The sequence below is a fragment of the Deltaproteobacteria bacterium genome (genome assembly GCA_015233135.1).
Lineage (GTDB): Bacteria > UBA10199 > UBA10199 > JADFYH01 > JADFYH01 > JADFYH01.
This window is the reverse complement of sequence record JADFYH010000023.1, coordinates 25,675-48,625: the sequence shown is the minus strand read 5'-3', so window position 1 is coordinate 48,625 and position 22,951 is coordinate 25,675. Positions and strand designations below refer to the sequence as shown.

Sequence of the window (22,951 nt, the reverse complement as noted above, 5' to 3'; positions counted from 1 at the left end):
AGAAAAAAACAAATTGCATCGATAGGGACCCACCTATAAAAAGAAAAAATAAGATCCGTCGCTACGCTCCGAGTGGGTCCCTATCCTTGCGGATCACTGGGTCCCTGTCTTGCGATTTCGCACATCAGCTCGACGAAGGTGAACGCAGCGGGAGGGAGTGCGGACGCGCTGACGTTATCCGGGACTTTGGGAGCGATGGATGGATCGGATACGTTTCGAGGGATCTATTTAAATTACACGAATGCGGATCACACGGGGGCCAGTAATGAAGTGATAGGGATGGAGATCGCGGGGATTACCGGAGATGCGCAAGCGAAAGAAACAGCGATGAAGGTAGGAGATGGTTGGGATGTGGGGTTGGATTTAGGAAACAACTCGATCAAGACAGGAGCGACAATCCTGGATTCGACCAAGTTGAGTTATCTGGATGGAGTGACATCGAATATCCAGACGCAGTTGGATGGGAAGAGTTCGAATGCTTTAGTGGATGGGCATATTTTTATAGGGAGTGCCCTGGGAGTAGCGACCGACAAGGCCCTGAGCGGAGATGCGACGATAAATAATGCGGGATCTTTAACGATCGCGAACGATGCGATCACAGCAGTGAAGATCAAGAACGGAGAGGTGAGCGCGTCGAAGCTGGGGACGGATATAGGGAATGCGAACATTGATGCAGCGGCGGGGATCGCGTATTCCAAATTAAATTTAAGTAATGGTATAGTAGCGGGAGATCTTGCAGACGGAGCGGTGACCTCAGCGAAGATAGGGACGGATATTGCAAATACAAATATCGCTAACAATGCAGGGATAGCTTACAGCAAACTGAACCTGACAGGTTCTATCGTGAATGCGGATGTGAGCGGAGGTGCGGCGATTGATTTTTCGAAACTGGCAGGGAGTTCAGCGAGTTTAGCGGGTGCCCTGACGGATGAGACGGGGAGTGGAGCGGCGGTGTTTGGGACGTCTCCGACATTTACGACGGGGATTACCGATCCGGTGGTAACAGGAGGAACGGGGGCGGCGAGTACGCTGACCCTGCAATCGACGAGTGGAGCGGGGGGAGCGGGAGCGGATATAATATTTAAGACGGGCAACAATGGAGCGACAGAAGACATGAGGATCTTGAATTCGGGGAATGTGGGGATAGGGGATTCGAATCCGGCTTCTTTGTTTACGGTAGGGAGCGGGAAGTTTCAGGTGGATGGGAATGGGAATATTATCGCACTGAACAACGTGACGACGTCGTTTCCTTCCTCGAACTCTGCAGGAGTGCTGAGCAACAATGGATCTGGGACCTTGAGCTGGGGCTCAGTGGCGGGGGGGTTAGGTGTGGGAGACATTACCTCCAGTCTTATTTTGAATGGAACTATTTTAGATGAGGACATCAATGCAGGAGCAGCGATAACCTCTACAAAGGTATCTCTTGCAGATGGAAAGGTGCTGGTTGGAAATGTATCTAATCAAGCCGCAGCGGTGAGTATGTCGGGAGATGCAACGATTCTGAATGATGGAACTTTAACAATCGCGAACGATGCAATTACAGCGGTGAAGATCAAGAACGGGGAAGTGAGCGCGGCGAAGATAGGAACGGACATTGGGAATGCAAACATTGATACGAATGCAGCGATCGCAGGGACAAAGATCAGTCCAAGCTTTGGAACGCAGGCCATCAGCTCGACGAAGGTAAACGCGGCGGGAGGGAGCACGAACGCTCTCACTCTTTCAGGGACGTTAGGAGCGATGGATGGATCAGATACATTTAGAGGAATCTATTTAAATTACACCAATGCGGATCACACGGGGGTATCGAATGAAGTGATAGGGATAGAGATTGCGGGGATTACAGGAGATGCAGATGCCACTGAAAGTGCAATTAAAATTGGTTCAGGCTGGGATAATGCCATTAATCTCAATGGGACAGGGATTTCCTCTGCCGAGTTGGCGCGTTTGGCTGGCAAAGATGCGCCACTCATTGATACTAATGATTCTCCCACTCTGACAGGTGCTTGGAATTTTGCTGGCGCCACCTTACTCCTTCCCAACGGTACTTCTCTACCAGGAACTTGTACGGTAGGTGAACATTTCATGAAAAATAATGCGGCAAGTGGGCAGATGTTATATCTCTGTGAGGCTACTAATAGCTGGGTAGTTCAAGGTGGCGGTGGTGGATCAGGAGATATTACGGCAGTAGGTTCGATGGCTTCAGGCGACGCTTTTGCCGATGCTTCTGCAGATGGCCAATGGCTGGGTCTTGGCTCGGGTGCGGGTCGCATTGCTTTTGATGCCAATGGTTTGGGTACCGATAGAGTAAATATTTTGGATGCCGATGTGGGAGTTGGAACCACTGCCCCTGCTTATCCTCTCGATGTTGTAGGGTCGGGAATAACCATCAATGCAAAAACATCTGCTGGTACAAGCGGTGCTTATATAGGGTTTGATCATACTTCGGAAGGGAGTGGCCGTAGTTACGTTCTAGGATCTACTGGTTCAGGCGATGATTCGGGTGTGGGTAACTTTCAATTGTACGATGCTACCGCATCAGCTACCAGGCTTACCGTCAACTCTTCCGGTTATGTAGGGATTGGTGATTCTTCTCCCGCCGCTCTTCTTACCGTAGGGAGTGGTGATAAATTTCAGGTGGATGGAAACGGCGATATCGTAAAGTTAAACAATGTAACCACCGCATTTCCATCTTCAAACTCTGCAGGAGTACTAAGCAACAATGGTTCTGGAACCCTTACTTGGTCTTCTAAAACGTCTATTGCGGCAAATGCTTATGAATCCGTAACGCCTTCTCTCAGCAGCTCGAGCGGTTGGACAAGTACTAATGGCTTGGGTGCGGCAAGCGTAAATACGGGGGTAGCGACAATAGACTTGTCTTCTACTAATGTAGACATCAATGCGGCAGGCAATCGACCTCATGTGACTCGAGCGTACAGTACCGATTTTACAGCGCAGCCTATTAATCCAACTGCGGCGGAAGTAGTTGCCCGTCTCGCCTCCTATTCAGGCACGACAACCACTGGCGCGGCGCTTGTGATTTATACAACTTGGATGTCAGATTCAATTGGCATCTATGCGGGCTATGTGGCATCAGGGAATTTGAGCCTGCAGTTTTGGAATGGTTGTTGTCAAATAGGCTCAACAGTTACTACCGTACTGCCTGCAGATGGAACCGGTTATCTGCGTTTGAGAGTTTTTGCCAATACCGTTGAAGCCTTTTATGGGACAGGAACCTCCTCTACTTATCCTAGCACCTGGACCCTTGTGGCAATTGCAGCTTCAACCGTCTGGTTCACTCCTGTTACGGCAGTAAATTACGGGGTAGGAATAGTAAGCGTTGGTGGGACACCCACAGTGAATGCTTCTTTTGACCGTATTTATGTGCGCTCTCTCCTACCACCAGCGCCACAGTAAACGGTAATATGGAATCGAAGTGGCACGATCTTTTCAATCCCATTCAGGCCTAATTCAAGAATTGCCTCCGTAAACAAGGCATGTTAGGGTCCAGAGCCTATGCCACAATTTCCTATCGCGCGCCCCAGGCGCCTTCGAGAAAATGCCACCTTAAGAAAAATGCTGCAAGAAACCCGCCTTTCGCTGCAGGATTTGATTTATCCCTTGTTTATTGTGGAGGGGCGCTCCAAAAAAGAAGTAGGCTCCATGCCGGGGGTTTTTCAACTTTCTCTGGGGGATTTGGAAAAAGAAATTGCAGAAATCGTTTCACTTAAAATACCCGCGCTTTTGCTATTTGGTCTGCCTGCTTCCAAAGACAATTTGGGCAGCTCTGCCTATGCCCAGAATAATATTGTCTGTGAAGCCATTCGCAAGATTAAACTCTTGGCTCCAAAGCTTTTGCTTATCAGTGATATCTGTCTTTGCGAATATACGGAGCATGGGCATTGTGGCTTGGTGGAGTCCCGTGGGAATTCTCAGATCATCCATAATGACAAGAGCCTCGAATGGCTTGCCCAAATGGCCTTGGTTCATGCCCAGGCTGGGGCCGATTTGATTGCCCCTTCAGATATGATGGATGGCAGGGTAGCTGCCATCCGCAAAATTCTGGATGCGAATGACTTTGCTCATATCCCCATTCTTTCTTATGCCGTCAAATATGCCTCTGCTTTTTATGGCCCCTTTCGGGATGCGGCCGAATCTGCCCCCCAGTTTGGGGATAGGGCGTCTTATCAGATGGATCCAGCCAATTCCCGAGAGGCCCTTCGTGAAGCCGCTTTAGACATTGAAGAAGGGGCTGATATCTTAATGGTGAAGCCCGGGCTGCCTTATCTGGATATAGTGAAAAAGTTAAAGGACGAATTTCATGTTCCACTTGCCGTCTATCAGGTAAGTGGAGAATATTCAATGATTAGGGCTGCTGCAGAAAAGGGGTGGATTGACGAAAAAAAACTGGTGTTAGAATCGCTGCTCTCCATGAAACGTGCGGGGGCCGATCTGATTATTACCTACTTTGCCAAACAAGTGGCTGCTTGGTTCAAAGAGCAACTTTAGAAACAGGAAAGACCGATAAATAAACCATGTCCGAATCCAGCGAAGAAAAAAGTGAAGATGCAACCCCCAAGCGACTGCGCGAGGCCCGGCGCAAAGGGCAAGTGCCCAAGAGCAAGGATCTCACTACTATTTTTGAGATGGCCGCCCTTTTTGTCACCCTCTGTTTGGGAATGGGCTACATGGGGGGGCAGATTAAAATCTTTATGCAAAGGGTTTTCTTGGTTGCGGCCCAAAAAGAAATAGGCGGTCCAGAGATGTTGGACCTTGGAAAAATGGCCCTGATGACCCTGGCCAAAGTTTCTGCCCCGGCGTTGCTGGCAGGATTTTCAGTCTCTCTCATTATTGGTTTTATGCAGGTGGGTCCTATCTTTTCTCTAGATCCTCTTGCCCCCCAAGGGAAAAAGCTCAACCCGATTGAGGGGATCAAAAACATGTTTAAAACCATGACCCTTATTGAGCTCGTCAAGAATATTTTAAAACTTAGTTTCATCTTTTTTATTGCTTATAAAGTGTTGGATAATTCACTGTATCAGGTATTACAGACTGCCCGGATTTCCACTCTGGACAGCGCTCGCGTGGGTGGAAGTCTTATCTTTCAAATTGTACTGAAAGTCGTGATTCTCTTTATTGCCATTGCCACAGCTGATTTTATGATACAGCGCTGGCAATTCATGAAGCAGATGCGCATGACCAAGGAAGAAGTGAAGAGGGAATACAAGCAAGATGAAGGAGACCCGCATATCAAATCCCACCGTAAGGCCTTGCATCGCGAGATGGTTTTTGGAGATGTGGGACAACAGGTGAAGAATGCGGATGCGGTGGTTACCAATCCTACGCATGTTGCAGTGGCTATCAAATACGATAAGAATGAGATGGGTGCCCCGGAAGTCGTGGCCAAGGGGCAACGCCTGTTTGCAGAAAAAATCAAAAAGTTAGCGGAAGAATATAGCGTGCCCATTATTCGCAACGTCGCCTTGGCCTGGTCGCTGGTTGAGCTGGAAGAAGGTCAAGAAGTTCCCGAAGAGCTTTATACGGCAGTGGCAGAGACGCTTGCGATTGTATACAAGATGAAACAGGCCCAAGAGGCAAAACGGGAGTTGCGGGGCTCTGCAGAGAAAGTTGGCTATATTTAGGCAGTTGTGTATAGAGAGGATTGTGTTGATTAGGGAGAAAAATATGAAGAAAAAGATTGTATTCACACTGGCGTTCTTGTCGTTGCTGGCGCTTCCACTGCGTTTCGTGCAAGCAGAGGGGAGTAAAGACAAAAAAGCTCCAAAATGTGAAAAATGCTATCGAGGGCCGGATGGTAAAATCAAATGCGATCCAGTGCCCTGTCCTGTAAAAAAATAAATTTTATTTTTCAATGGAGTGTGAAATCAGGAGAAATGTAGTTATGAAAAAAATCCTTTCTGTATTTTTTATCTTCTTTGTTTTTTCGACAGAACTTTACGCAGCCTCCAAAACGGAAATTATTCTGGATGTAAGCGGTTCCATGAACAAAATGCTGGGTTCTGAAAAACGAATTGAAGCCGCCCGAAAGGCTATTGCTCTCGCCTTGGCAGGTACCCCCGACGATGCCATTGTTGCCTTAAGACTTTATTCCCATCGTATTTCTCCACGCGATAAGGTGGCCAGTTGCAAAGACACCGAGTTGGTGGTGCCTTTTGGACCCGTCAATAAGCCTCTCATTCAAACGATTGTGAATGCAGCCCAGCCCTTGGGCGAAACGCCGATTGCTTATTCTTTAGAACAAGCGGCCCTTGATTTTGGCGCGGTCAGTGATGAACAGGCCGTGATTATTCTGGTGAGTGACGGAGAAGAGAGTTGTGGAGGTGACCCGATTGCTACAGCCAGAGCCTTGGTCGCGAGGGGGTTTAAAGTTAAAATCCACACCATCGGCATTGATGTCGATGCGCCCGCTCGAGCACAGCTGGAAGGTCTCAGTACTGCAACCGGTGGCACTTACAAAGATGCGCGCGATGCAGCTTCACTTTCAAGTTCTCTCCAGGAGCTCACGAAGGATGCGCTGGTGGTCAAAAAACAACCCAGTACCTATGGGGATGCAATTCGGGGTGGAGACTCCTACGAGACTGCAGTTTCCCTCAATCCCGGGAAACTCTATCGCCTCGATCATCATCAAAAGAAAGATCAGTATGATTATTTTTATATTGATTTAAAAGGAGGGCAACGTCTGCTTGCAAAGGTGGAAACGGGTGAAGATGGTGTTTCTATCGATAGCACACTGAATCAGGCAACGATTACCAAAGGCAACCCTTATGCAGGAATTGCGATTCATAGTTCTCAACGTCAGCAAATTGGTCGCGCAGATATTATCGGGGGCCGTAATGAAAAAAAGGCCTTGAGTTTTGCTGTGCCTTCCAGTGCAGAAGGACGTTACTACGTCCTGGTGGGTTCCATCTATGATGCTCAAAATAAAGACCATCGCTTCCAGGTGGATATACAAGACATGTCGGATGCAAATTCTGGTAGAGATGCAGGAGACACCGAGGCAACAGCCCTAGAGATACAAGCAGGCCAGTATGATAAGAATTTTCTGAGTGTTGGAGATAACCTGGATATCTTCAAATTCAATCCAATTTCGGGGACCTCGTATGAGATCAAGGCGCGATCTTCAAAACCTGAAATTTCATTGGATATAGTTCTGACCGATGTGGATGGGGTTCAAGTCGCCGAAACCTATTCTCCTAATGGAGGGGCCGTTGCAAAGTTTGATCACGTCAGCTTTCAAAAAGCGGGGCCTGTGTTTATTAAAATTAGGGAGCATTTCTCTTCCGGGACCGATGAAATCCCTTATTCCTTCAGCGTACTTCCTGTGGGGACAGGGGGGCAAGATCTGACGGCGACTTCACAACCCGCCAATAACACCGTTTCAAGTCCACCCTTGGTTCCTTCCATTCCTGGTCCTGGATTCAATCCAACTCCAACCCACACACTTCCGATTCCCGTGTTGAATAAAACCACGATTCAACCCTTGAGTATGGGCTTGGTGTTCAGCCAAATGGGAGGGTTGGAAAAAGGTAAATGGATATTGATGTATGTCCTTTGCCCTTCATTTTCTATCTTTTTGTTTGGGTTGCTCTTTGGTTATGTCTGGGGAAGGCGCAGTGGAAAACGAAAAGCAATCGCTCAACTGCAAAAGGCCCAGGCTCAGACGCAGTCTCAGAAAGTGGCGCCGCCTGCTCCTCCCGTGAATACATCTTTTAAGTAGTTGATAATAAATCTCATTCTGATGATTTTCACTGGAGATTCTGATTGCAGTTTACTCCGAACTGCGATCCGGGGTCAGAAGGATAAGCAATGAAAGTTCCTTGAGACAAATATAAAAAGTCGCATAATAATAATTGGTTAGATAACCCTCATTGTTTTTGTTTGTGACTTAGTGAAAAAAAAAAAACAAAAATAGAAAAAAACTTGCATTGAGAAAAAGTGTGGGTTACCCCTGCTCGCTCTTAACCATTTGTTTTTACTGATTAATAAGAAAAAAGTGTGCGAATGTTGAAACCATTGATTTTCCTGGTAGTCGTTGCTTTCTCCCTTGGGGGGGGAGTTGCCTGGGCTCCTGTAGCGCAGGATTGTATCTGCCCCTACGATGAGACTGTCCTGACACACCCAGGGGTCCAAAGCTGTGGTCAGATCAAGTGTCCGGCCTGCAAGCGTCTCATGCATCGGGCCCTGTACGTGGGTTCCCCCCGTACGGATAGGAATGGAAGTATTGGAATACAGGCGCCGCAAGTAGTGAAACCAGCCGCGTTTGGTGGGCCTGCGGCAGATCCTCCGGGACCCACTGTTGTGGCCCCCACCGCAAGCCCTTCTGCGCAAGCCCCTGTAGAGGCTGTAACTTACACCAATACGATTTCTGGGACTATCGAGGTGAATTGTTCTCGCTGTCACGATGGACCGCTTCGTAACTTGATGACCTATGAGAAGGTCAAAACCTATGTCGACAATGGTCTTCTGGTGTTGTTGGTCCGGCCCGGGGGGTCAATGAATCGTTTCGCAGAAAAGGATGCACAGGTCATTATCGATTGGGCAAAAAATGGGGCTCTAAAGTGACAATAAGGAGGGGTTTGAATGAGAATTGTTGAAAATGTCAGGGGCATGAGTCTAAAACGAAAGATTGAGCTGGGCGTAGGGGTGTTTGCGCTAGCGAACGGAATCTATGGGGTTTACGACGAATACTACAATGTCATCGATGTGCTAAAGGGTGTGGGGCCGCTAGTTCTCATCGGAATTGGAATCGTCGCACTCATAGCCGGACTTTCAAAAAAGATAAGTTAAATTATGGTTCATATCGTCTTTGGTTTGACATTATTAGGGGTGGGGATCTGGGGAGTAGTTGACCAGTGGTACTATCTCAAGGATCTCTTGAGCGGTATCGTGCCGATCTTGTTAGTCGGCTTTGGGGTTTTTGCTATTTGGATTGCCATCATGAGTGACAACAGTGACAACAATCATAAGAAAAATGATACGGATTAAAGAAAGGCAGGGAGGAACACAAGTATGAGCAAACATAAAGAAAATAAACAACAGGATGTAGAAGAGGGGTCTAAGGAGTTTGAATCTGGATCTAAAACGCTTGAAGCCAGGGGAGAGCTTGAGTCTCCTCAAGGAAAAACCGAGTTTCGGAAAGAGGCAGAGCGGACATCAGAAAAGACTGAAAAAAAAGCCTCGTTTCAGGTGGGCTTTGATTATTCCATGCACATCACCATGGTAGTGCTTGGAAAGCTTCTGGCCAGGGCTATTGCTGCCTACAACAATATTTTTTCTCTCGATGAGAAAGAAAAAGGTCAGATCCATGAGAATCTTGGCAAGAAGTATCTCAAACGGGGTGAGTATCAAAAAGCTGCAGAAGCTTTTGAGGCCGGGATTGCGGCGGGGCGTGGGAGTCCACAGATTTTCTATCTTTTGGGGAAGACCTATTACAATCTGGACGAGTCAGACAAGGCCATTGAGTGTTTTGAAAAAACATTGATCCTACTCCCCAAGAGCAAAGACGCTTTGTATCAACTGGGCAATGCCTATCTTCGAGCTAAAAAATATGATCAATGCCTGGCGACCTTGAAAGAAGTCTCTGAGATGAGTCCGGACAACAGCGAAATTTTCTACAAGATGGGTGTAGCACAAGACAAAAAGGGTGATTTGGAGCAGTCGATCGCGTCGTTTAGAAAGGCCGCCGAATTAAATCCGGCTGAACCGAAATATTTTCAACACCTGGGTTTTGCACTTCAAAGTGCCGGAGATGCAGCGGAAGCTGGCAAGTGTTTCAAGAAAGTTCTTGAACTCGAATCCACCGAGGATCTCGATTGATGAAGTCAAGGGTCAAACACATTATTAATAAGCTTTCTCCGGGTCGATCGAATCAGGAGGATCTTGAATCGGGTCCTGAGGATGATTTTGAGGATTTGGGCAAGTGGGCTGGGGCTCGTAAAGGGATCCACGGGGTGGTCTGGCGTCTGGGGTATGTTCTGCGACGGCGCTGGATGATCTTGAGTGCTTGTTTGATGTTGCTGGTCTCCGTATATTACTACAATCACCTCTACAAGCTGGAGTGGAACGCGCGGAGAGATGGGTCTTCCGTTGTCGTTTACATGCAGATGAGACGCGATTTAAGCGTCAATATTTCAAATCTGGCCTCCGCCTACATCCAGCATGAGAAAGAAATCTTCAAATACGTGGCGGAAATCAAAACCGCCATGGTGGGTCGAGAGAAAATGCCGTCGGAGATAAAAATGGATCCGGCCGCGGTGGAAGAAATCAAGAAAGCCAATCCCATCCTGGGTCAGTTTTTTGCCTTGGCCGAGCAGTACCCCGACCTGAAGTTCAGCTCCGAGTTTCACTACGCGGTTACTGCTGTCATGGATAGTGAAAAAGAGCTGGCGGCCGCCCGCGTGCGCTATAACGAGTCGACCAATTATTACCTGACGGCGCTGCAGACCTTCCCTGGGAACTTTTTTGGTTTTATTTTTAGATATAAGCCGCTCCCCTATTTCGAGCCGGACAAGGGGGGGGCCAATTTCGTGCCTATGTTTGAAAATAAAGAGGCACCCCAGAACACGGACCCAAAGAGGGCTCCATAGGAAGGCATGTGTGTATAGGTATTTTTCCAGTGCCGACATCCGACTGAAAACGCTTTTGATTTTGGCGTTAATACTCGCCTGCATCTTGTTTGCCTACTGGAGCGACTATAATCTGGCGACGGGTTCGGGAAACCTTTGTATGGTGCTTTTCATCGCCGCGCAGTCTTATATTCCGGCGAAGTATCTGCGCCTGTTTTTCATGCTGAAGGACGACGCTTTTTTTGCAACATTTCTCAGAGTCCACTGCTGGATTAACATCATCCTGTTTGTGGCGGCGTGCCTGCATTGCTATGTGACGCATTGGCACAACACCTATCTGTGGGTTGCCTTGATCCTGATGGGTTGGCTGACTTTTGGGGGAGTGGTTCTGCGCTTCAAATATCTGATGGACGGATTGCATCCCGTAGTGGGCAAAGGACTTTATTTTTTGCACACGCAGATGGTGGTGTTTTTTATCATGTGCCTTTGTCTTTTGAAGGGGCATTACGTTTTCTAGATTTTTCGTAACTACGATTTTTTACGGAGACTTTATGATTGAACTCTTATTGCTGATCGGTCTTTTGGTAGGAATCTGGATGGTTTATAAGAAGCAGGTGGCGCTTGAGAAACGAATGAACGACAAGGATTCACTGAAGTAATCCTCATGGCTAATTCGAAAACAACCATAGATTCTGAAGATTCTGAGGATGAGGTGACGGCGCAATTTGAGCCTGGAGAGAGTTGCGAGCGTTGTCTCAGGCATGTCACTACCGTCAATGTGGCGGGGAACACGTTTCTTATCATCGTGAAAGCCTACCTGGGAATCGTTGGGGGTTCTAAGGCCCTGGTGGCAGATGCCATTCATTCGCTGGGGGATCTGCTGGCGAGCTTTATGATGTTTATTGCCTTGAAAGTTGCGGACAAGCCTCGAAGCAAGGACTATCCCTACGGACGAGGCAAGGTCGAGTACATCGCGGCATTGATTATTTCGTTTTTCTTGTTGATCCTGGGCATCTATATCTTCATCGACGGCGCGCGGGATGTTTACCTCGGTCGCTACGTTGCCCCGCATCTGGTTACCGCCTGGGGCGCACTCATTTCCATCATTGTGAATGAACTCATGTGTCGTCAAGCCCATTGCGTCGATGTGCTTTACAACAAGCCCTCGGTCGCCGCAGTTTCCCTCGAATCGAGGGTAGATACCTATTCTTCAGCCGCCGTGCTGGTGGGAATCGTTGGTGCAAAGATCTCACTTCCTGTTTTGGATTCGATTGCGGCGATCATCGTTGCGATCCTTATCCTGAAGTCGTCAGCAGACATGTTTCTGGAAGCTGTCAAGAAGCTCATGGATTATTCGATGGATGACAAGACGATTGCTGAAATCCGAAAGGCCGTCGCAGAGGTTTCTGGTATCAAAGGCGTAAAGAACGTGCGTACCCGGGAACTAGGGTCGACCTCCGAGGTGGAAGTGGCGGTGTTCGTAGACAAAGATATTAAGGTGGAGCAATTTGATGGAATCAAGGCGGGTGTCTCTCGAGCGGTGCGGTCCAAGCTCGATTTTGAATGTGAAGTCACCGTCCGCCTCAAACCGTTTTTGGGGAATGAATCATGACTAAAAAAGAGCCGACACCCTTTTGTAAAAAAGAATTAAGGCCGCTGCTGGGGCTTCTGGTTGCCGTGTTTCTACTCACGATGGGATGGGTGACGTATCACGAAATCAAAATGAAGCGGGACCCTGTCTATGCGGCAGAGTATCGTGCAGCGATTCATCCTTCGGCAACAGCTAAGAATGCGGCCATTCCTGTGGCGGGTGGCGGAATGCCCCCACCGATGGTGATGCAGGGCCAGCTTGCTGCTGCGAAGGGTGGTGGGGGTATCCCTCCCATCAAACTGAGCGATGTGATGACTCATCCCAACTACGGGCAGGATTGCACAAAATGTCATGAGGTGATCGGCCCCAAGAGCCGTGCTCCAATTAATGGAGGTTCAATTCCGGTTACAGCAACCATGACTCATCCCTACTGGGGGCCCTGTGCAGTCTGTCATCAAGTTCTCGATGCTCAGGGAACTCCGGTGGCTCTAACGGTAGCGGATGCTCAAAGTATTCTTGGGCTGGAGTTGACGGAGGCTACTACGGCGATGACTCTCAAGCTCGATCTTCCGGACAAGAAGGGCGCGGTGATTACGCGGGTATTGCCGGGGGGGCTGGCTGCCAACTTGGGGATGGAAAATGGAGATATGTTTTACATGGTCGACACTCGCAAGGTCGAGACCATCGCCGAGTTGGAGCGCGCCTTGGGTACTTTTGCCGCCGGAGATACGGTGCGTGTGAATGTATGGCGTCAACAAAGAGAAAAAATATTCCGATTTAGCATGCCGGACATTGCGGCCCAGGTGGCTCTGGGAACGCAGGGTCCCCAGGGGACGGCTCCCCAGGGCAATCCTATTGCTTTTGCACAGGCAGATCCCAAAACGGCCGTGATCGAAGAGGGGCGGACCGCCTCGGTGATTGCCGTCGCGTCCACAGGCAAAAATGTGAATGACGCCCTATCCAACGAACTGACGAGTTCTCCTTATTTCATTGTCGTCGATCTCAAGAAAAATACCTTCAAGGTGGTTCAAAATAAAGGTGGCACGGGGCTGCAAGTGGCACAGGATCTGATGGATCTGGGAGCGGAGGCGGTTATCTGCGGGGCCATCGGTCAAGGCGCAGCGACAGGGCTCACTAATCTTGGAATCACCCTTTACCCGGGAGTGAATGGAGATGTCCGAGGGGCGATAGATGCCTTCAAACAGGGAAGCTTGAAAGCGGTGGGGGCTCCGGCGACTCCAAATGACGTGCCTATCGGCCCGGGATTTTCGGGTAGGAGGAAAACACTTTGAGCCAGCCATCTTCAAGAAGCCCCTGGAAGAACTTTGATCTGCGAACGATTATTATCATCGGGTTGACGATCGCCCTCGTGATCTGGACGATGCTGTATTTCATTGACAAGCCCTTGCCCAGGCGTCCCGAAGAGGCGCCGATTGCCATCGCGCTGAATCAGGCAGCGGGTTCCGTCTGGTTGGGTGCTGACCTAGACGATGTCACTTCTGCGGAGCCTGGAGTTTATGTCCAAAAGGTATTTCCGAATTCGCCGGCCGAGCTGGGCGGTTTGAAACGAGCGGATGTGATTACCAGTGTAGACACGGTCAAAATTACCAGTACGGCGGATTTAGCGACTTTTCTACAAGGCAAGAAAGACGGTGATCGGATCAAGTTGAGAGTGCTGCGAAACAATAAAAAGGAATCCTTGAGTTTAGTTTTGAAGGCCCGACCCGCAGCTGAGGCTGTTAATCCCAATGTCCCCGCTGTGGGCATGACGCCCACGAGGCCCAATGCCACTCCGGATGTGAATGGAAATGCGTGGCTGGGCCTGGATGTCCAGTCCCTGGATGCGGTGATGATGAGTCAGCTGAAGCTCGCTGACCCGCGTGGAGTGATCATCTCGTACGTGGTGCCGGGTTCACCGGCGGCGCAAAGTGGCCTGGTGAGAGGCGATGTGGTGCGCACGGTCGATAAGGTTCCCGTGAACGACCGAATCGGTTTCAGTGAGGTGCTTCAGGGCAAGAGTCCGGGGGCCCTGATCAAACTTGAAATTATCAGAAATGGTTTTACGCAAGAGGTGGGGGTGACAGCGGCGGTGTTGCCAAACTCTCCGACAGGCTTGCCTCCTCAAGAGTTGCCGCCAGCGGATATTGAGGTGGAAGCCAGCTGGCTGGGACTGACAGTGGTTCCTATTGATCCTCTGGAAGCCAAGGAATTGGGACTGCCTCCAGAGACCCGGGGAATCGCGGTGGACGGCATTTCCATCGGGCCGGCCTTCAATGCTGGATTTCAGGTAGGCGACATTATCATGGCCATCAACGGGATGCCGACAGCATCGCTTCGGCAGTTCAAAGATGCGACTGAAGGGGCCAAAGGTGCGATGGTGGATGTGTGGCGTGGCGGTCGACATCGTTTTGTCACCATTGCTTCGCCAGGATTAGATCGCCAGGGCAATCAGCTTCCCAACTCTGCGGCTGCCTCACAGGTCGCCCAGCAGTTGCCGGTGGATAATGGCATGAGGATTGTGGCCGTGGCGGCCATGGGCTCCACCTCAGCGGACCAGGTGTCACCGATGTTTACGAAGAGTCCCTATTTCATCCTCGTCGATTTGAAAAAAGGGACCCTGAATGCGGTTGCCAATACGCAGTCCGAGGCGACGGGGATTTTGGCTGCCAAATGGCTGATGCAAAATCATATTGATGCGGTGATCACTGGCCGGATAGGCCCGCGGGCCTACGATGCGCTGAGCGATGCCAAGATCGCCGTTTATGCCGGCGTTTTTGGTTCCATAGAGGATGTGATTCAGGCCTTCCGCGAAGGCAAGCTGGTTCCAAGCGTCGCGGTCTTCGGATCGGCATCGTTAGGGAAGAGGTAAAGAGGGTGAGGGCAAAATGGTACAGCTATTTATTTTAATGTTTTTAATCCTGATGTTTTCTCTTCCTCTGAGGGCGGGGGTGACGCAAATCCTTCCTCAACAAGGTGCTGTGGGGCCCAAAGCGATTGAGACCCTGACGAAAGAAGCGCTGGCTGAGGCAAGGCCTGCAACCGTGAATATCAAGGCATTGAAGTCGATGGGCAATGGAAGTTTTGTCCAGAGTATCGGTTCGGGGGTTCTGATTTCGGAGGCCGGTTATATCCTCACTAACGAACATGTGGTGGGGGGTTCTCAAAATATCGAAGTAACTCTGTGGCGTGTGCAGAACAAGAACTATAGAGGAAGAGTAGTAGGTTCCGACAAGAAGCTGGATCTGGCGTTGATCCGCATTAAGCCTCATGCGGGAGAGACCTTCCCTGTAGCACGAGTGGCCCTGAGCAACGCGGGAGCGCAAGTGAAGACGGGGGATCGGGTGGTTGCTATCGGAAATCCTTTCGGCCTTTCGCACACGGTCACGAGTGGCATTGTCAGTGCCACTGGACGTACTCTTGAAGTGGGAGGGCTGGTTTACGAGGGGCTGATTCAGACGGATGCCCCCATCAATCAGGGGAATAGCGGGGGGCCGCTGGTGAATCTGCGTGGGGAAGTGGTTGGAATTAATTCTGCTATTTTGGCGGAGGACCCTTTTCGAGGCGGCTTCGCAGGACAGGGGTTTGCGATCCCCATGGACGTGGCCATAAATTTTTCGACCGAGAGGATGAGGGTGAAATAAGGTGGGGACATTCAGGCGACTCAAAGAATTTCGTCTCACGAAGAAAATTGTCATCCGATCGGCAGTTTGGATCTTGTTGTTTAAGCTGGGGATCATGGCCTTTGTGGTCGGTTTTTTCTTGAAAAAATTCTGGCCCCAACCGACCCCTATCCGGAATGGGGTGGTCGGAGAAGGGGAAATGAACCCGGAGTGGCAGCAGGTGCCGAGCAACAATCCGCCGTTGGAAGGGCGAGGTATTGCGGTACAGGCCCCGCTTCCGGGGGCCGGTGGGGCTTTGGATGAAAGCATTCATTCACTGGTGCAGCAGGTTCGACCCGCGGTTCTGAAAGTTATTGTGATGCCGTCGAAGAATGCCGATGCGGCGGCCAGCGGTATCAAGATGGGCGATGCTTTTCCGCTGACCCCGGATCAGGCGGTGGGATCAGGCGTGATTATCGATCCGCAGGGTTTATTTCTGACGACGAAGCATGTGGTGGGCGACGGCAACGACCTTCAGGTCTCGCTTTATCGTGCGGGTCAGACTCAATTCACGGCCCGTGTGATTGCCCGCGATCCAGACTCTCCACTCGTGATCGGCAAGATCCGTGCAGCAGCGGGACAGCAATTCCCGTTCGTTCGGATGGGGGATTCTAATCGTCTGAGGACGGGTGACGGGGTGATGGTGCTGGGCAATCCGTTTTCGTTGTCGGGCACAGTGACCTCTGGAATCGTCAGCGGAAAAAGAGACGTGACGGTGGAAGGCATGGCGGTGCGCGATGCCATTCTGACGGATGCCACTATCAACAAGGGGAATGCCGGCGGGCCCCTGGTGAACCTCGATGGCGAGGTGGTCGGAATTGCTTTTGCTTCCTACGTACAAGGAGATAGTTTCACCGGGATTGGTTTCGCGGTACCCATTAATTTTGCCAAAGAGGCTTGGGGGGCGGTTCCTTAAGGGGAGGTTTGAGATGCAAAAGGGAAAAGTTGGATTGTGGATGGTCGTCATCTTCGTGGTCGTTCTGTTGAGCACCGCGCTCTATGTCGCGATCAACGGATACGATAAATGGAAAGGCGATATGAAGACCGCTGTCACGTATTCCATGGCGGCCGGCACCACCACGCCTCAAACTCTGCCACCTGTTCCCGAGCAAAAAAAGTCGGTGGTGACGAAACAGGCCGGACAGTTTGTCTGCCCCGTGCATGGGGCGACCGGGCTTCCGGATTACGATATCAACGGGAAGGCAGTTTGTCCCGTGTGTGGTCGCGAGATGAGCGCCACGTACTTTAAGTAGAGAAAAATAATGGAAGAAAGAAGCAAGAACGAAAGATTGTGGCCTTTATTGGTGAGCGTGATTGTCATGATTACGGCCGCGGTCGTTATTGTATTGTCCGGCAGCAAGAGGACGATGAATGCCGATGATATCCGACATCACGTGGATAAGGTGGCTTTTACGGCCCCTGCACGGATGGCCGAGGGAAGTGTTTTCTGTCCCAGAGATCACACTCATGGCTACCCGGTTTGTGCGGCCTGCAAAAAGATCATGCAGCCCTTGGCCAACGGCCTTTTTATCTGCCCTGAGTGTGGGCAGATAGGCCTCCCCATTTGCCCGGAATGCGGAGAGCTGATGCAGTCCGAGCGGATGTCTAAACAACCTGGAACGCCCTAAGTAACTACAAAGATGGAGATGAAAAGATGTTGAAGAAAACAATTTATCTGATCGCAATATTTCTTCTGGTTCTTTTTGTCGTTCAGAACAACGTCGATGTGCAGGTGGTTTTCTTGAATGGTCAGGCTCATTTAAAAGCCATATTTCTGATGCTCATGTGCTTTAGTTTGGGATTTCTGGCCGGCTATTATTTTGTGTTCCGCAAGGAAGAAGAGCTTCGAGTGAAGATCCGTCAGCTCAAGTTCCAGCTGGCCAAAGGTAAGGAGCGGCGCCGAAGGCGCCTTGAGGAAGATTGATGGCAGAGTCTCTGGAAAATTTGGAAAGCAATTTTTTGGTCACGGTGGGTGAAAAATTGGCAGCTGTCATTTGTGACACCTATTACAGTATTTCTGCGGATGAGATAGTTTCGGATAACCTCCTCTTAAGCGAGGTTCATGAGAACTGGAGTGAGAGAGAAAGGGCAAAGAGTGTCATTAGAAACTGTATTTGGAAGTGTAGCCGTGCGGGTTTGACGACTTCTTCCCTTTCGATGATCCCGTTTATTGGTACTGGGGTGGCGTATGCCTCTATTATTCCCGAGGAGCTTTTTATTTTTCGGGCCTTGTTTACCATGGTGCTGAGGATTGGAAATCTCTATGGCCTTTCACCCAAGAGGATTAAATTTTCTGAGGTGCTCCCTCTTGTTGGTTTGGAGTGCGGAAAAAAAGACTCCCTCTCGGGGTTTGATCTGTCAAAGCGGAATGCAAAAAGAACCATGACCAAGACCGCCACCCGGGTGGCTGATCAGATGCTGGCCAAAAGATTTGTAACCCAGTTGTTTATTGTGAATGAGAAGAACATGACGAGATGGTTTGTTCAGCGCTTACCCATCCTTGGCGCTATCCTCGGAAGCGGGATGAATATCTTTCAGGCGAGACAGGTCGGGCTTCGAGCCATCGAGTATTTTGAGGAGAGAGCATGAAGTATTCACACTGTGAAGAGTGTGTGGTCAAGGCGGCCTGGGCCGGTGTTTTCACCAGTCTCACGCTTGCCTTGTTAAAGTATTACATCGGATGGTTTGGGGGATCCGCCGGAGTGACAGCTGCGGCGATTCATTCCACGATTTGTATGGTGTCGTCCGCCTCCATCTTGTTCACTCACTCTTTTGCCAAGAGGGGAGAGGATGAGCGTTTTCCATATGGGTACGGAAAGATCGAGTTTGTTGCCTCCTCTGTGGTGAGCCTGTCTATTCTAGTTGTGATCACGGTATTTTTTATTTCCAATATGCGGGCGCTCCTTCAAGAGCTTCATCATGTTCCTCATGTCACGACCGCGGTGATTGCCATTGCATCGATTGTTGCCAATGAGTCTTTGTATCGATATTTTCACTGTGTGGGGAATGAAATGAACAGTGTCACGGTGAAGGCTGCTGCTTGGGCGGTTCGCTCCGATGCCTTTACGTCACTGGCGGTGCTGATCGGGGTTATTGGCACCAGTCTTGGAATCCGCCATCTAGATCCTGTTATCGCGATCGGTATTACACTCTTTTTATTTTACATTGTCGGCGGGCATCTCATTCATTCTGTACGGGGTCTGATGGATTATTCCTCGGACGAAGAGCTGTCTCTACGGATCAAGAAATTGATAAAGTCTGTCAAGACCATCACAGGGATCCGAAGTATCCGAGCACGATCGATGGGGCAGATTATTAAGGTTGACTTGGAACTTGAGGTAGAGTCAAACTTGACCGTCGAAGAGGTGGATAAGCTGGAAGAAGAGGTTGCTGTCCTGATCCGGAAACACGAAAAAAGAATCAAAGATATCTCCATCGGTTTTGTGACAGGAGGAAATTAAAATGAACCTGAAATATTGCAAAGGTTGCGAGTATCACGGATACAGTGAGGAAATGTGCCGCTTACATCGGCGCTATCTGACGATCTGCAACAAACGGGAAAATAATAAACACCGTGCATTGGCGGCCTTAGCGGCTCAGGATAAAAAGAGGGCACACGAGACAGTCGCCCATGAGGAAAAGAAAAAAAGGTTGAAAGGGGTTGGTTTGGCGGCGGCGGCGGGCGCGGTGGTCGGGTATGGAAGTGTCACCTTGATCGGCGGGGTGATTGCGGCGCATGCCATTGTGGCGCCGTTTGTTGTAGGTATGACCGTTGCCGGCACCGGAATCGGAGCTGCGGTCAAATTGACCCATTCGGTAAAATCAAGAGGGACAGGTCGTGTCAGTGAGTCTCGCAGACTTTCGTCAGTATTTGGAAATTACTAAGTTTTAAATAAGGGGAAAATTATGAATGAAGATATTCTGAAGGACGAATCTTTGGCAAAAAACACTACTCCCGAGATCGATTTGGAGGAGGACTTTAATACCGAGGAGCTTCTCCTCGTGGGCGCGAAGACCATTGCGGGTATCGGGATCGGCTTCATTGCGGTCATCCTGGGAACCACGGGCATAGGGGCTGTCCTCGAATCCACCTTGCTTCCCACAGCCCTGACAAAGGCAGCTGGCGGATTGGCGGGTGGTGCCATAGGTTTGGCGCTAGGCATCTCGGATTCCCGAAAGAAGCGGCACCGTTGCAAGACTCTGCTTCCTTGCTAAATAGTTTATGGATACCAACGACGCCGCTGCCAGGGAAGCTACAGATTTACTGATAGGAATTATCTCCAACCGCGAAGCCCAAATACTGCGGCGCAAGGAGCACGTGTTCGTCAATCTATCCGGGGCCTTGCTCAGGAACATGATTGGCGGCATTATTGGCAACGTCCTCGAGTGGTTTGATTTTGCCGTTTTTGGTTTCTTTGCGCCGGTCATCGGCGAGCAGTTTTTTCCCTCCAACGACCCTCTGGATTCTCTCCTGAGTGCGTTTAGCGTCTTTGCGGCGGCCTACCTCATGCGACCGATTGGGGGAATTATTTTTGGCCACATTGGCGATAGCCTGGGGCGCAAGAAGGCTCTCCAGCTCTCGGTGATGATGATGGCTCTGCCCACCTGTCTCATGGGTTTATTACCCACCCATGCCCAAATTGGAGTGTTTGCACCTGTCCTTCTTGTGTTATTACGCATGATACAAGGGCTTTCGGTGGGTGGAGAGTTGATTGGCTCCATTGCCTTTGTTGCCGAAACCGCGCCGCCAGAGCAACGAGGTTATTTCAGTAGCTGGACCTTTGCGAGTTGCTATGGTGGCATCCTGTTGGGTTCGTTCAGTGCGTTTGTGCTCAACGCGGCCCTCGGAGCTGAAGCCATGGCGGACTGGGGGTGGCGTCTACCTTTTCTTGCGGGAATATTGATCGGTCTGGCGGGGCTCTGGATGCGCAGTGAGCTGACGGAAACGCCCGTGTTTGAACAAATGAAAAAAGAGGGCAAGTATGGAGAACATCCCTTGGCCGAAGCGATGTCCCAGGTGCCAGGGCGAATCTTTCACGCCTCGGCCCTGATCGTGCTCGTCGGCGGTGGTTTCTATCTCCTTTTTGTCTGGTGGCCCACACTGCTGAGCCGCTTTATTCACCCTCATGTGCCCTACGCGATGGCACTCAATACTTTCTCCATGCTGCTTTTGATTACCTTGATTCCTATTACGGGTCGCCTCTCGGACGAGTGGGGCAGAAAACCTCTTTTGGTAATGGGTGCTTTCGGGATGACGCTGCTCTCTTTGCCTCTCTTTTTGTTAGTCGCCCAGAGTTCATTTGTCCTGGTTCTTTTTTCTCAGCTCTGCTTCACCGTATTGATGAGCCTTTTCCTCGGGCCGATTCCCGCGACCCTGGTTGAACTGTTTCCCGCACGCCTGCGCTACAGCGCAATCGGTATTGGCTACAACATCTCCATGTGTCTCTTTGGCGGTTCCGCGCCTCTCGTTGCCACCTGGCTCGTTCGCCGCTATCACAGCATTTTTGCCCCGGCGATTTATCTCACGTTTCTCTCTGTCATCAGTCTCCTGGCCGCGATGAATCTGCCAGAACGAGAAGCAAAACGGCGTCACCTTTAACTCCCACCTTGACAGCTCCGAAACCCCCATGTTAGCGGCGAATGAATACTCATTCATTTTGAATTCCCTGTTTGGCATTTATGAAAATTGCAGTCGAAAAGCATCAAAGCGATAAATATCAAAAAATAATTCAGGCTGCGACTCACGTGTTTGCCAGTAAAGGTTTCTATAATGCCAAGGTCTCCGATGTGGCGCGGGAAGCGGAAGTAGCCGATGGAACCATCTACCTTTATTTCAAAAATAAGGATGATATCCTGATTTCGATTTTTGAAGAGAGCATCGATCGATTTATCAAAGCGGCTCATGACAAGCTGGAAGGGGTAAATGATCCTGTCGCCAAACTGCAGTATTTTATTGAGTTGCATCTGGAGCTGGTCGAAGAAAATCAGGATGTGGCGCAGGTTTTACAAATCGAACTGAGACAGTCCACCAAGTTCATGAAGGAATATGCCGCTCAAAAATTCATGGATTATCTGGCGATTATTTCCGAGGCGATTGAAGAAGGGCAGAAGCAGGGTTTGTTTAAAAAAGGGATCCAGGCTTCTATCGTCAAGCGGGCCATCTTTGGAGCGGTAGATGAAATGGCCCTGGAATGGGTGCTGATGAAGAAGAAAAAATATTCATTGAAGCAGGTGGCAGAGCAGATTTCGTTGATGTTGGTGGAGGGCTTGAGGAGTTGATTATGTCCAAAATTCTCTTAATCGAAAAACAAAATGCCATCCTCCGCCTGACTCTCAATCGCCCCGAGAGTTTTAATGCCCTCAATTTTGAAATGCTGTCGGCACTTCAAAAGGCCTTTGTCCTGGCCGAAGAGGATGCCGGTGTTCGCGTTATCCTTTTGAGTGGGGCAGGGAAGGCCTTCTGTGCAGGGGGAGATGTTAAATTTTTTTCGCAGATTTTAGATCAATCGGAAGAAGAAAAAAAATTTTCTATTTATCAAATGCCTACTCAGCTGCATGAGATGGCTTTACGAATGAAGAGGGTAAAAAAACCAGTGATTTGTGCGGTGAATGGTCCTGCAGTAGGGGCTGGCTTTGCTTTGGCCGCCTTGGGAGATTTGGTTGTTGCTAGTAAATCTGCGTATTTTAATTTGGCTTATTTCAATATTGGTTTGTCACCCGATGGAAGTTCAACCTTCAGCCTTCCCAAAATTTTGGGAACGCATAAAACATTTTCTCTCTTGGCGACTGGAAAAAATTTGAGTGTCGAAGAGGCAAACGCTTTGGGACTCGTGACTGAAGTTTTTGAGGATGCGGAGTTTGAATCTCAAACTTTAGCCTTTGCGAAAAAGATCGCTACTCTTCCGACTCAGGCTTTAGCTCAAGCCAAGCGACTTGTTTTTGAAGGGATGGCAAATTCTTTTGAAACGCAACTCAACTGGGAAACTGAAGCGGTGCGTGCAACAGCCTTATCCAAAGATTTTTTAGAAGGTGTCACAGCCTTTGTGGAAAAGAGAAAACCTAAGTTTAGGGGAATTTAGAGTTTTTACCTCACCCTAATATATATGGAGGAACTT

Annotated in this window: 26 protein-coding genes; all 26 read left to right on the top strand. The window is 49.7% G+C overall.

Annotated elements, in window-relative coordinates; all coding sequences use genetic code 11:
- The first annotated feature begins 72 nt into the window (after positions 1 to 72).
- Positions 73 to 3,417 carry a hypothetical protein gene (locus HQM15_08455; GenBank protein MBF0492797.1) on the top strand — a complete coding sequence of 1,115 codons (3,345 nt, stop codon included), beginning with the start codon at positions 73 to 75 and terminating at the stop codon, positions 3,415 to 3,417.
- 99 nt (positions 3,418 to 3,516) lie between these two features.
- The gene (gene hemB / locus HQM15_08450) at positions 3,517 to 4,509 is read left to right on the top strand and encodes a porphobilinogen synthase (protein MBF0492796.1); all 993 of its coding nucleotides are present in this window, start codon (positions 3,517 to 3,519) and stop codon (positions 4,507 to 4,509) included.
- A 26-nt stretch (positions 4,510 to 4,535) separates the two neighbouring features.
- Positions 4,536 to 5,642: an EscU/YscU/HrcU family type III secretion system export apparatus switch protein gene (locus HQM15_08445; GenBank protein ID MBF0492795.1), complete on the top strand. Its 1,107-nt coding sequence runs from the start codon at positions 4,536 to 4,538 to the stop codon at positions 5,640 to 5,642.
- 43 nt (positions 5,643 to 5,685) lie between these two features.
- Positions 5,686 to 5,859, top strand: coding sequence for a hypothetical protein (locus HQM15_08440; protein MBF0492794.1), 174 nt, complete (start codon positions 5,686 to 5,688; stop codon positions 5,857 to 5,859).
- A 43-nt stretch (positions 5,860 to 5,902) separates the two neighbouring features.
- Positions 5,903 to 7,738 (top strand): VWA domain-containing protein, encoded by a 1,836-nt coding sequence (locus tag HQM15_08435; protein ID MBF0492793.1) that lies wholly within the window; start codon positions 5,903 to 5,905, stop codon positions 7,736 to 7,738.
- A 284-nt stretch (positions 7,739 to 8,022) separates the two neighbouring features.
- Positions 8,023 to 8,583 carry a hypothetical protein gene (locus HQM15_08430; protein MBF0492792.1) on the top strand — a complete coding sequence of 187 codons (561 nt, stop codon included), beginning with the start codon at positions 8,023 to 8,025 and terminating at the stop codon, positions 8,581 to 8,583.
- 45 nt (positions 8,584 to 8,628) lie between these two features.
- Complete coding sequence (locus HQM15_08425; GenBank protein MBF0492791.1) at positions 8,629 to 8,808, top strand: hypothetical protein; 180 nt, start codon at positions 8,629 to 8,631, stop codon at positions 8,806 to 8,808.
- A gap of 3 nt (positions 8,809 to 8,811) precedes the next feature.
- The gene (locus HQM15_08420) at positions 8,812 to 9,006 is read left to right on the top strand and encodes a hypothetical protein (GenBank protein MBF0492790.1); all 195 of its coding nucleotides are present in this window, start codon (positions 8,812 to 8,814) and stop codon (positions 9,004 to 9,006) included.
- 24 nt (positions 9,007 to 9,030) lie between these two features.
- Positions 9,031 to 9,837: a tetratricopeptide repeat protein gene (locus tag HQM15_08415; GenBank protein ID MBF0492789.1), complete on the top strand. Its 807-nt coding sequence runs from the start codon at positions 9,031 to 9,033 to the stop codon at positions 9,835 to 9,837.
- Positions 9,837 to 10,607: a LemA family protein gene (locus HQM15_08410; GenBank protein MBF0492788.1), complete on the top strand. Its 771-nt coding sequence runs from the start codon at positions 9,837 to 9,839 to the stop codon at positions 10,605 to 10,607. Before HQM15_08415 ends, HQM15_08410 begins: the two co-directional genes overlap by 1 nt.
- Before the next feature lie 10 nt (positions 10,608 to 10,617).
- The gene (locus tag HQM15_08405) at positions 10,618 to 11,103 is read left to right on the top strand and encodes a hypothetical protein (GenBank protein MBF0492787.1); all 486 of its coding nucleotides are present in this window, start codon (positions 10,618 to 10,620) and stop codon (positions 11,101 to 11,103) included.
- A gap of 147 nt (positions 11,104 to 11,250) precedes the next feature.
- Complete coding sequence (locus HQM15_08400) at positions 11,251 to 12,198, top strand: cation transporter (GenBank protein ID MBF0492786.1); 948 nt, start codon at positions 11,251 to 11,253, stop codon at positions 12,196 to 12,198.
- Positions 12,195 to 13,469, top strand: a complete 1,275-nt coding sequence (locus tag HQM15_08395; GenBank protein MBF0492785.1) for a PDZ domain-containing protein — start codon at positions 12,195 to 12,197, stop codon at positions 13,467 to 13,469. Before HQM15_08400 ends, HQM15_08395 begins: the two co-directional genes overlap by 4 nt.
- 89 nt (positions 13,470 to 13,558) lie before the next feature.
- Positions 13,559 to 15,046: a PDZ domain-containing protein gene (locus tag HQM15_08390; protein MBF0492784.1), complete on the top strand. Its 1,488-nt coding sequence runs from the start codon at positions 13,559 to 13,561 to the stop codon at positions 15,044 to 15,046.
- 16 nt (positions 15,047 to 15,062) lie between these two features.
- On the top strand, positions 15,063 to 15,818 hold the full coding sequence (locus tag HQM15_08385) for a trypsin-like peptidase domain-containing protein (protein ID MBF0492783.1): 756 nt from the start codon (positions 15,063 to 15,065) through the stop codon (positions 15,816 to 15,818).
- Between the two features lie 94 nt (positions 15,819 to 15,912).
- Positions 15,913 to 16,752: a trypsin-like peptidase domain-containing protein gene (locus tag HQM15_08380; GenBank protein ID MBF0492782.1), complete on the top strand. Its 840-nt coding sequence runs from the start codon at positions 15,913 to 15,915 to the stop codon at positions 16,750 to 16,752.
- Between the two features lie 13 nt (positions 16,753 to 16,765).
- Positions 16,766 to 17,089 carry a hypothetical protein gene (locus HQM15_08375; protein ID MBF0492781.1) on the top strand — a complete coding sequence of 108 codons (324 nt, stop codon included), beginning with the start codon at positions 16,766 to 16,768 and terminating at the stop codon, positions 17,087 to 17,089.
- Between the two features lie 9 nt (positions 17,090 to 17,098).
- On the top strand, positions 17,099 to 17,464 hold the full coding sequence (locus HQM15_08370) for a hypothetical protein (protein ID MBF0492780.1): 366 nt from the start codon (positions 17,099 to 17,101) through the stop codon (positions 17,462 to 17,464).
- Between the two features lie 26 nt (positions 17,465 to 17,490).
- A complete protein-coding gene (locus HQM15_08365; protein MBF0492779.1) occupies positions 17,491 to 17,760 on the top strand; it encodes a DUF1049 domain-containing protein in 270 nt (89 codons plus the stop codon).
- Entirely contained in the window at positions 17,760 to 18,425 is a 666-nt protein-coding gene (locus tag HQM15_08360) for a hypothetical protein (protein MBF0492778.1), read from the top strand. The genes HQM15_08365 and HQM15_08360 overlap by 1 nt, the downstream gene beginning before the upstream one ends.
- Complete coding sequence (locus HQM15_08355; protein ID MBF0492777.1) at positions 18,422 to 19,297, top strand: cation transporter; 876 nt, start codon at positions 18,422 to 18,424, stop codon at positions 19,295 to 19,297. The genes HQM15_08360 and HQM15_08355 overlap by 4 nt, the downstream gene beginning before the upstream one ends.
- 52 nt (positions 19,298 to 19,349) lie before the next feature.
- Positions 19,350 to 19,721, top strand: coding sequence for a hypothetical protein (locus tag HQM15_08350; GenBank protein ID MBF0492776.1), 372 nt, complete (start codon positions 19,350 to 19,352; stop codon positions 19,719 to 19,721).
- Between the two features lie 21 nt (positions 19,722 to 19,742).
- Entirely contained in the window at positions 19,743 to 20,051 is a 309-nt protein-coding gene (locus HQM15_08345; GenBank protein MBF0492775.1) for a hypothetical protein, read from the top strand.
- 7 nt (positions 20,052 to 20,058) lie between these two features.
- A complete protein-coding gene (locus HQM15_08340; GenBank protein MBF0492774.1) occupies positions 20,059 to 21,435 on the top strand; it encodes an MFS transporter in 1,377 nt (458 codons plus the stop codon).
- A gap of 80 nt (positions 21,436 to 21,515) precedes the next feature.
- Positions 21,516 to 22,115, top strand: coding sequence for a TetR/AcrR family transcriptional regulator (locus HQM15_08335; protein ID MBF0492773.1), 600 nt, complete (start codon positions 21,516 to 21,518; stop codon positions 22,113 to 22,115).
- Positions 22,116 to 22,117: 2 nt separating this feature from the next.
- Positions 22,118 to 22,915, top strand: coding sequence for an enoyl-CoA hydratase/isomerase family protein (locus HQM15_08330; GenBank protein ID MBF0492772.1), 798 nt, complete (start codon positions 22,118 to 22,120; stop codon positions 22,913 to 22,915).
- Positions 22,916 to 22,951 lie beyond the last annotated feature (36 nt).

Excerpts from the sequence above, each read along its gene's own strand:
- hemB (MBF0492796.1), top strand. The coding sequence starts at position 3,517 with ATGCCACAATTTCCTATCGCGCGCCCCAGGCGCCTTCGAGAAAATGCC.
- HQM15_08445 (MBF0492795.1), top strand. The coding sequence starts at position 4,536 with ATGTCCGAATCCAGCGAAGAAAAAAGTGAAGATGCAACCCCCAAGCGA.
- HQM15_08440 (MBF0492794.1), top strand. The coding sequence starts at position 5,686 with ATGAAGAAAAAGATTGTATTCACACTGGCGTTCTTGTCGTTGCTGGCG.
- HQM15_08435 (MBF0492793.1), top strand. The coding sequence starts at position 5,903 with ATGAAAAAAATCCTTTCTGTATTTTTTATCTTCTTTGTTTTTTCGACA.
- HQM15_08430 (MBF0492792.1), top strand. The coding sequence starts at position 8,023 with ATGTTGAAACCATTGATTTTCCTGGTAGTCGTTGCTTTCTCCCTTGGG.
- HQM15_08425 (MBF0492791.1), top strand. The coding sequence starts at position 8,629 with ATGAGTCTAAAACGAAAGATTGAGCTGGGCGTAGGGGTGTTTGCGCTA.
- HQM15_08420 (MBF0492790.1), top strand. The coding sequence starts at position 8,812 with ATGGTTCATATCGTCTTTGGTTTGACATTATTAGGGGTGGGGATCTGG.
- HQM15_08415 (MBF0492789.1), top strand. The coding sequence starts at position 9,031 with ATGAGCAAACATAAAGAAAATAAACAACAGGATGTAGAAGAGGGGTCT.
- HQM15_08410 (MBF0492788.1), top strand. The coding sequence starts at position 9,837 with ATGAAGTCAAGGGTCAAACACATTATTAATAAGCTTTCTCCGGGTCGA.
- HQM15_08400 (MBF0492786.1), top strand. The coding sequence starts at position 11,251 with ATGGCTAATTCGAAAACAACCATAGATTCTGAAGATTCTGAGGATGAG.
- HQM15_08395 (MBF0492785.1), top strand. The coding sequence starts at position 12,195 with ATGACTAAAAAAGAGCCGACACCCTTTTGTAAAAAAGAATTAAGGCCG.
- HQM15_08390 (MBF0492784.1), top strand. The coding sequence starts at position 13,559 with ATGCTGTATTTCATTGACAAGCCCTTGCCCAGGCGTCCCGAAGAGGCG.
- HQM15_08385 (MBF0492783.1), top strand. The coding sequence starts at position 15,063 with ATGGTACAGCTATTTATTTTAATGTTTTTAATCCTGATGTTTTCTCTT.
- HQM15_08380 (MBF0492782.1), top strand. The coding sequence starts at position 15,913 with ATGGCCTTTGTGGTCGGTTTTTTCTTGAAAAAATTCTGGCCCCAACCG.
- HQM15_08375 (MBF0492781.1), top strand. The coding sequence starts at position 16,766 with ATGCAAAAGGGAAAAGTTGGATTGTGGATGGTCGTCATCTTCGTGGTC.
- HQM15_08370 (MBF0492780.1), top strand. The coding sequence starts at position 17,099 with ATGGAAGAAAGAAGCAAGAACGAAAGATTGTGGCCTTTATTGGTGAGC.
- HQM15_08365 (MBF0492779.1), top strand. The coding sequence starts at position 17,491 with ATGTTGAAGAAAACAATTTATCTGATCGCAATATTTCTTCTGGTTCTT.
- HQM15_08360 (MBF0492778.1), top strand. The coding sequence starts at position 17,760 with ATGGCAGAGTCTCTGGAAAATTTGGAAAGCAATTTTTTGGTCACGGTG.
- HQM15_08355 (MBF0492777.1), top strand. The coding sequence starts at position 18,422 with ATGAAGTATTCACACTGTGAAGAGTGTGTGGTCAAGGCGGCCTGGGCC.
- HQM15_08350 (MBF0492776.1), top strand. The coding sequence starts at position 19,350 with ATGTGCCGCTTACATCGGCGCTATCTGACGATCTGCAACAAACGGGAA.
- HQM15_08345 (MBF0492775.1), top strand. The coding sequence starts at position 19,743 with ATGAATGAAGATATTCTGAAGGACGAATCTTTGGCAAAAAACACTACT.
- HQM15_08340 (MBF0492774.1), top strand. The coding sequence starts at position 20,059 with ATGGATACCAACGACGCCGCTGCCAGGGAAGCTACAGATTTACTGATA.
- HQM15_08335 (MBF0492773.1), top strand. The coding sequence starts at position 21,516 with ATGAAAATTGCAGTCGAAAAGCATCAAAGCGATAAATATCAAAAAATA.
- HQM15_08330 (MBF0492772.1), top strand. The coding sequence starts at position 22,118 with ATGTCCAAAATTCTCTTAATCGAAAAACAAAATGCCATCCTCCGCCTG.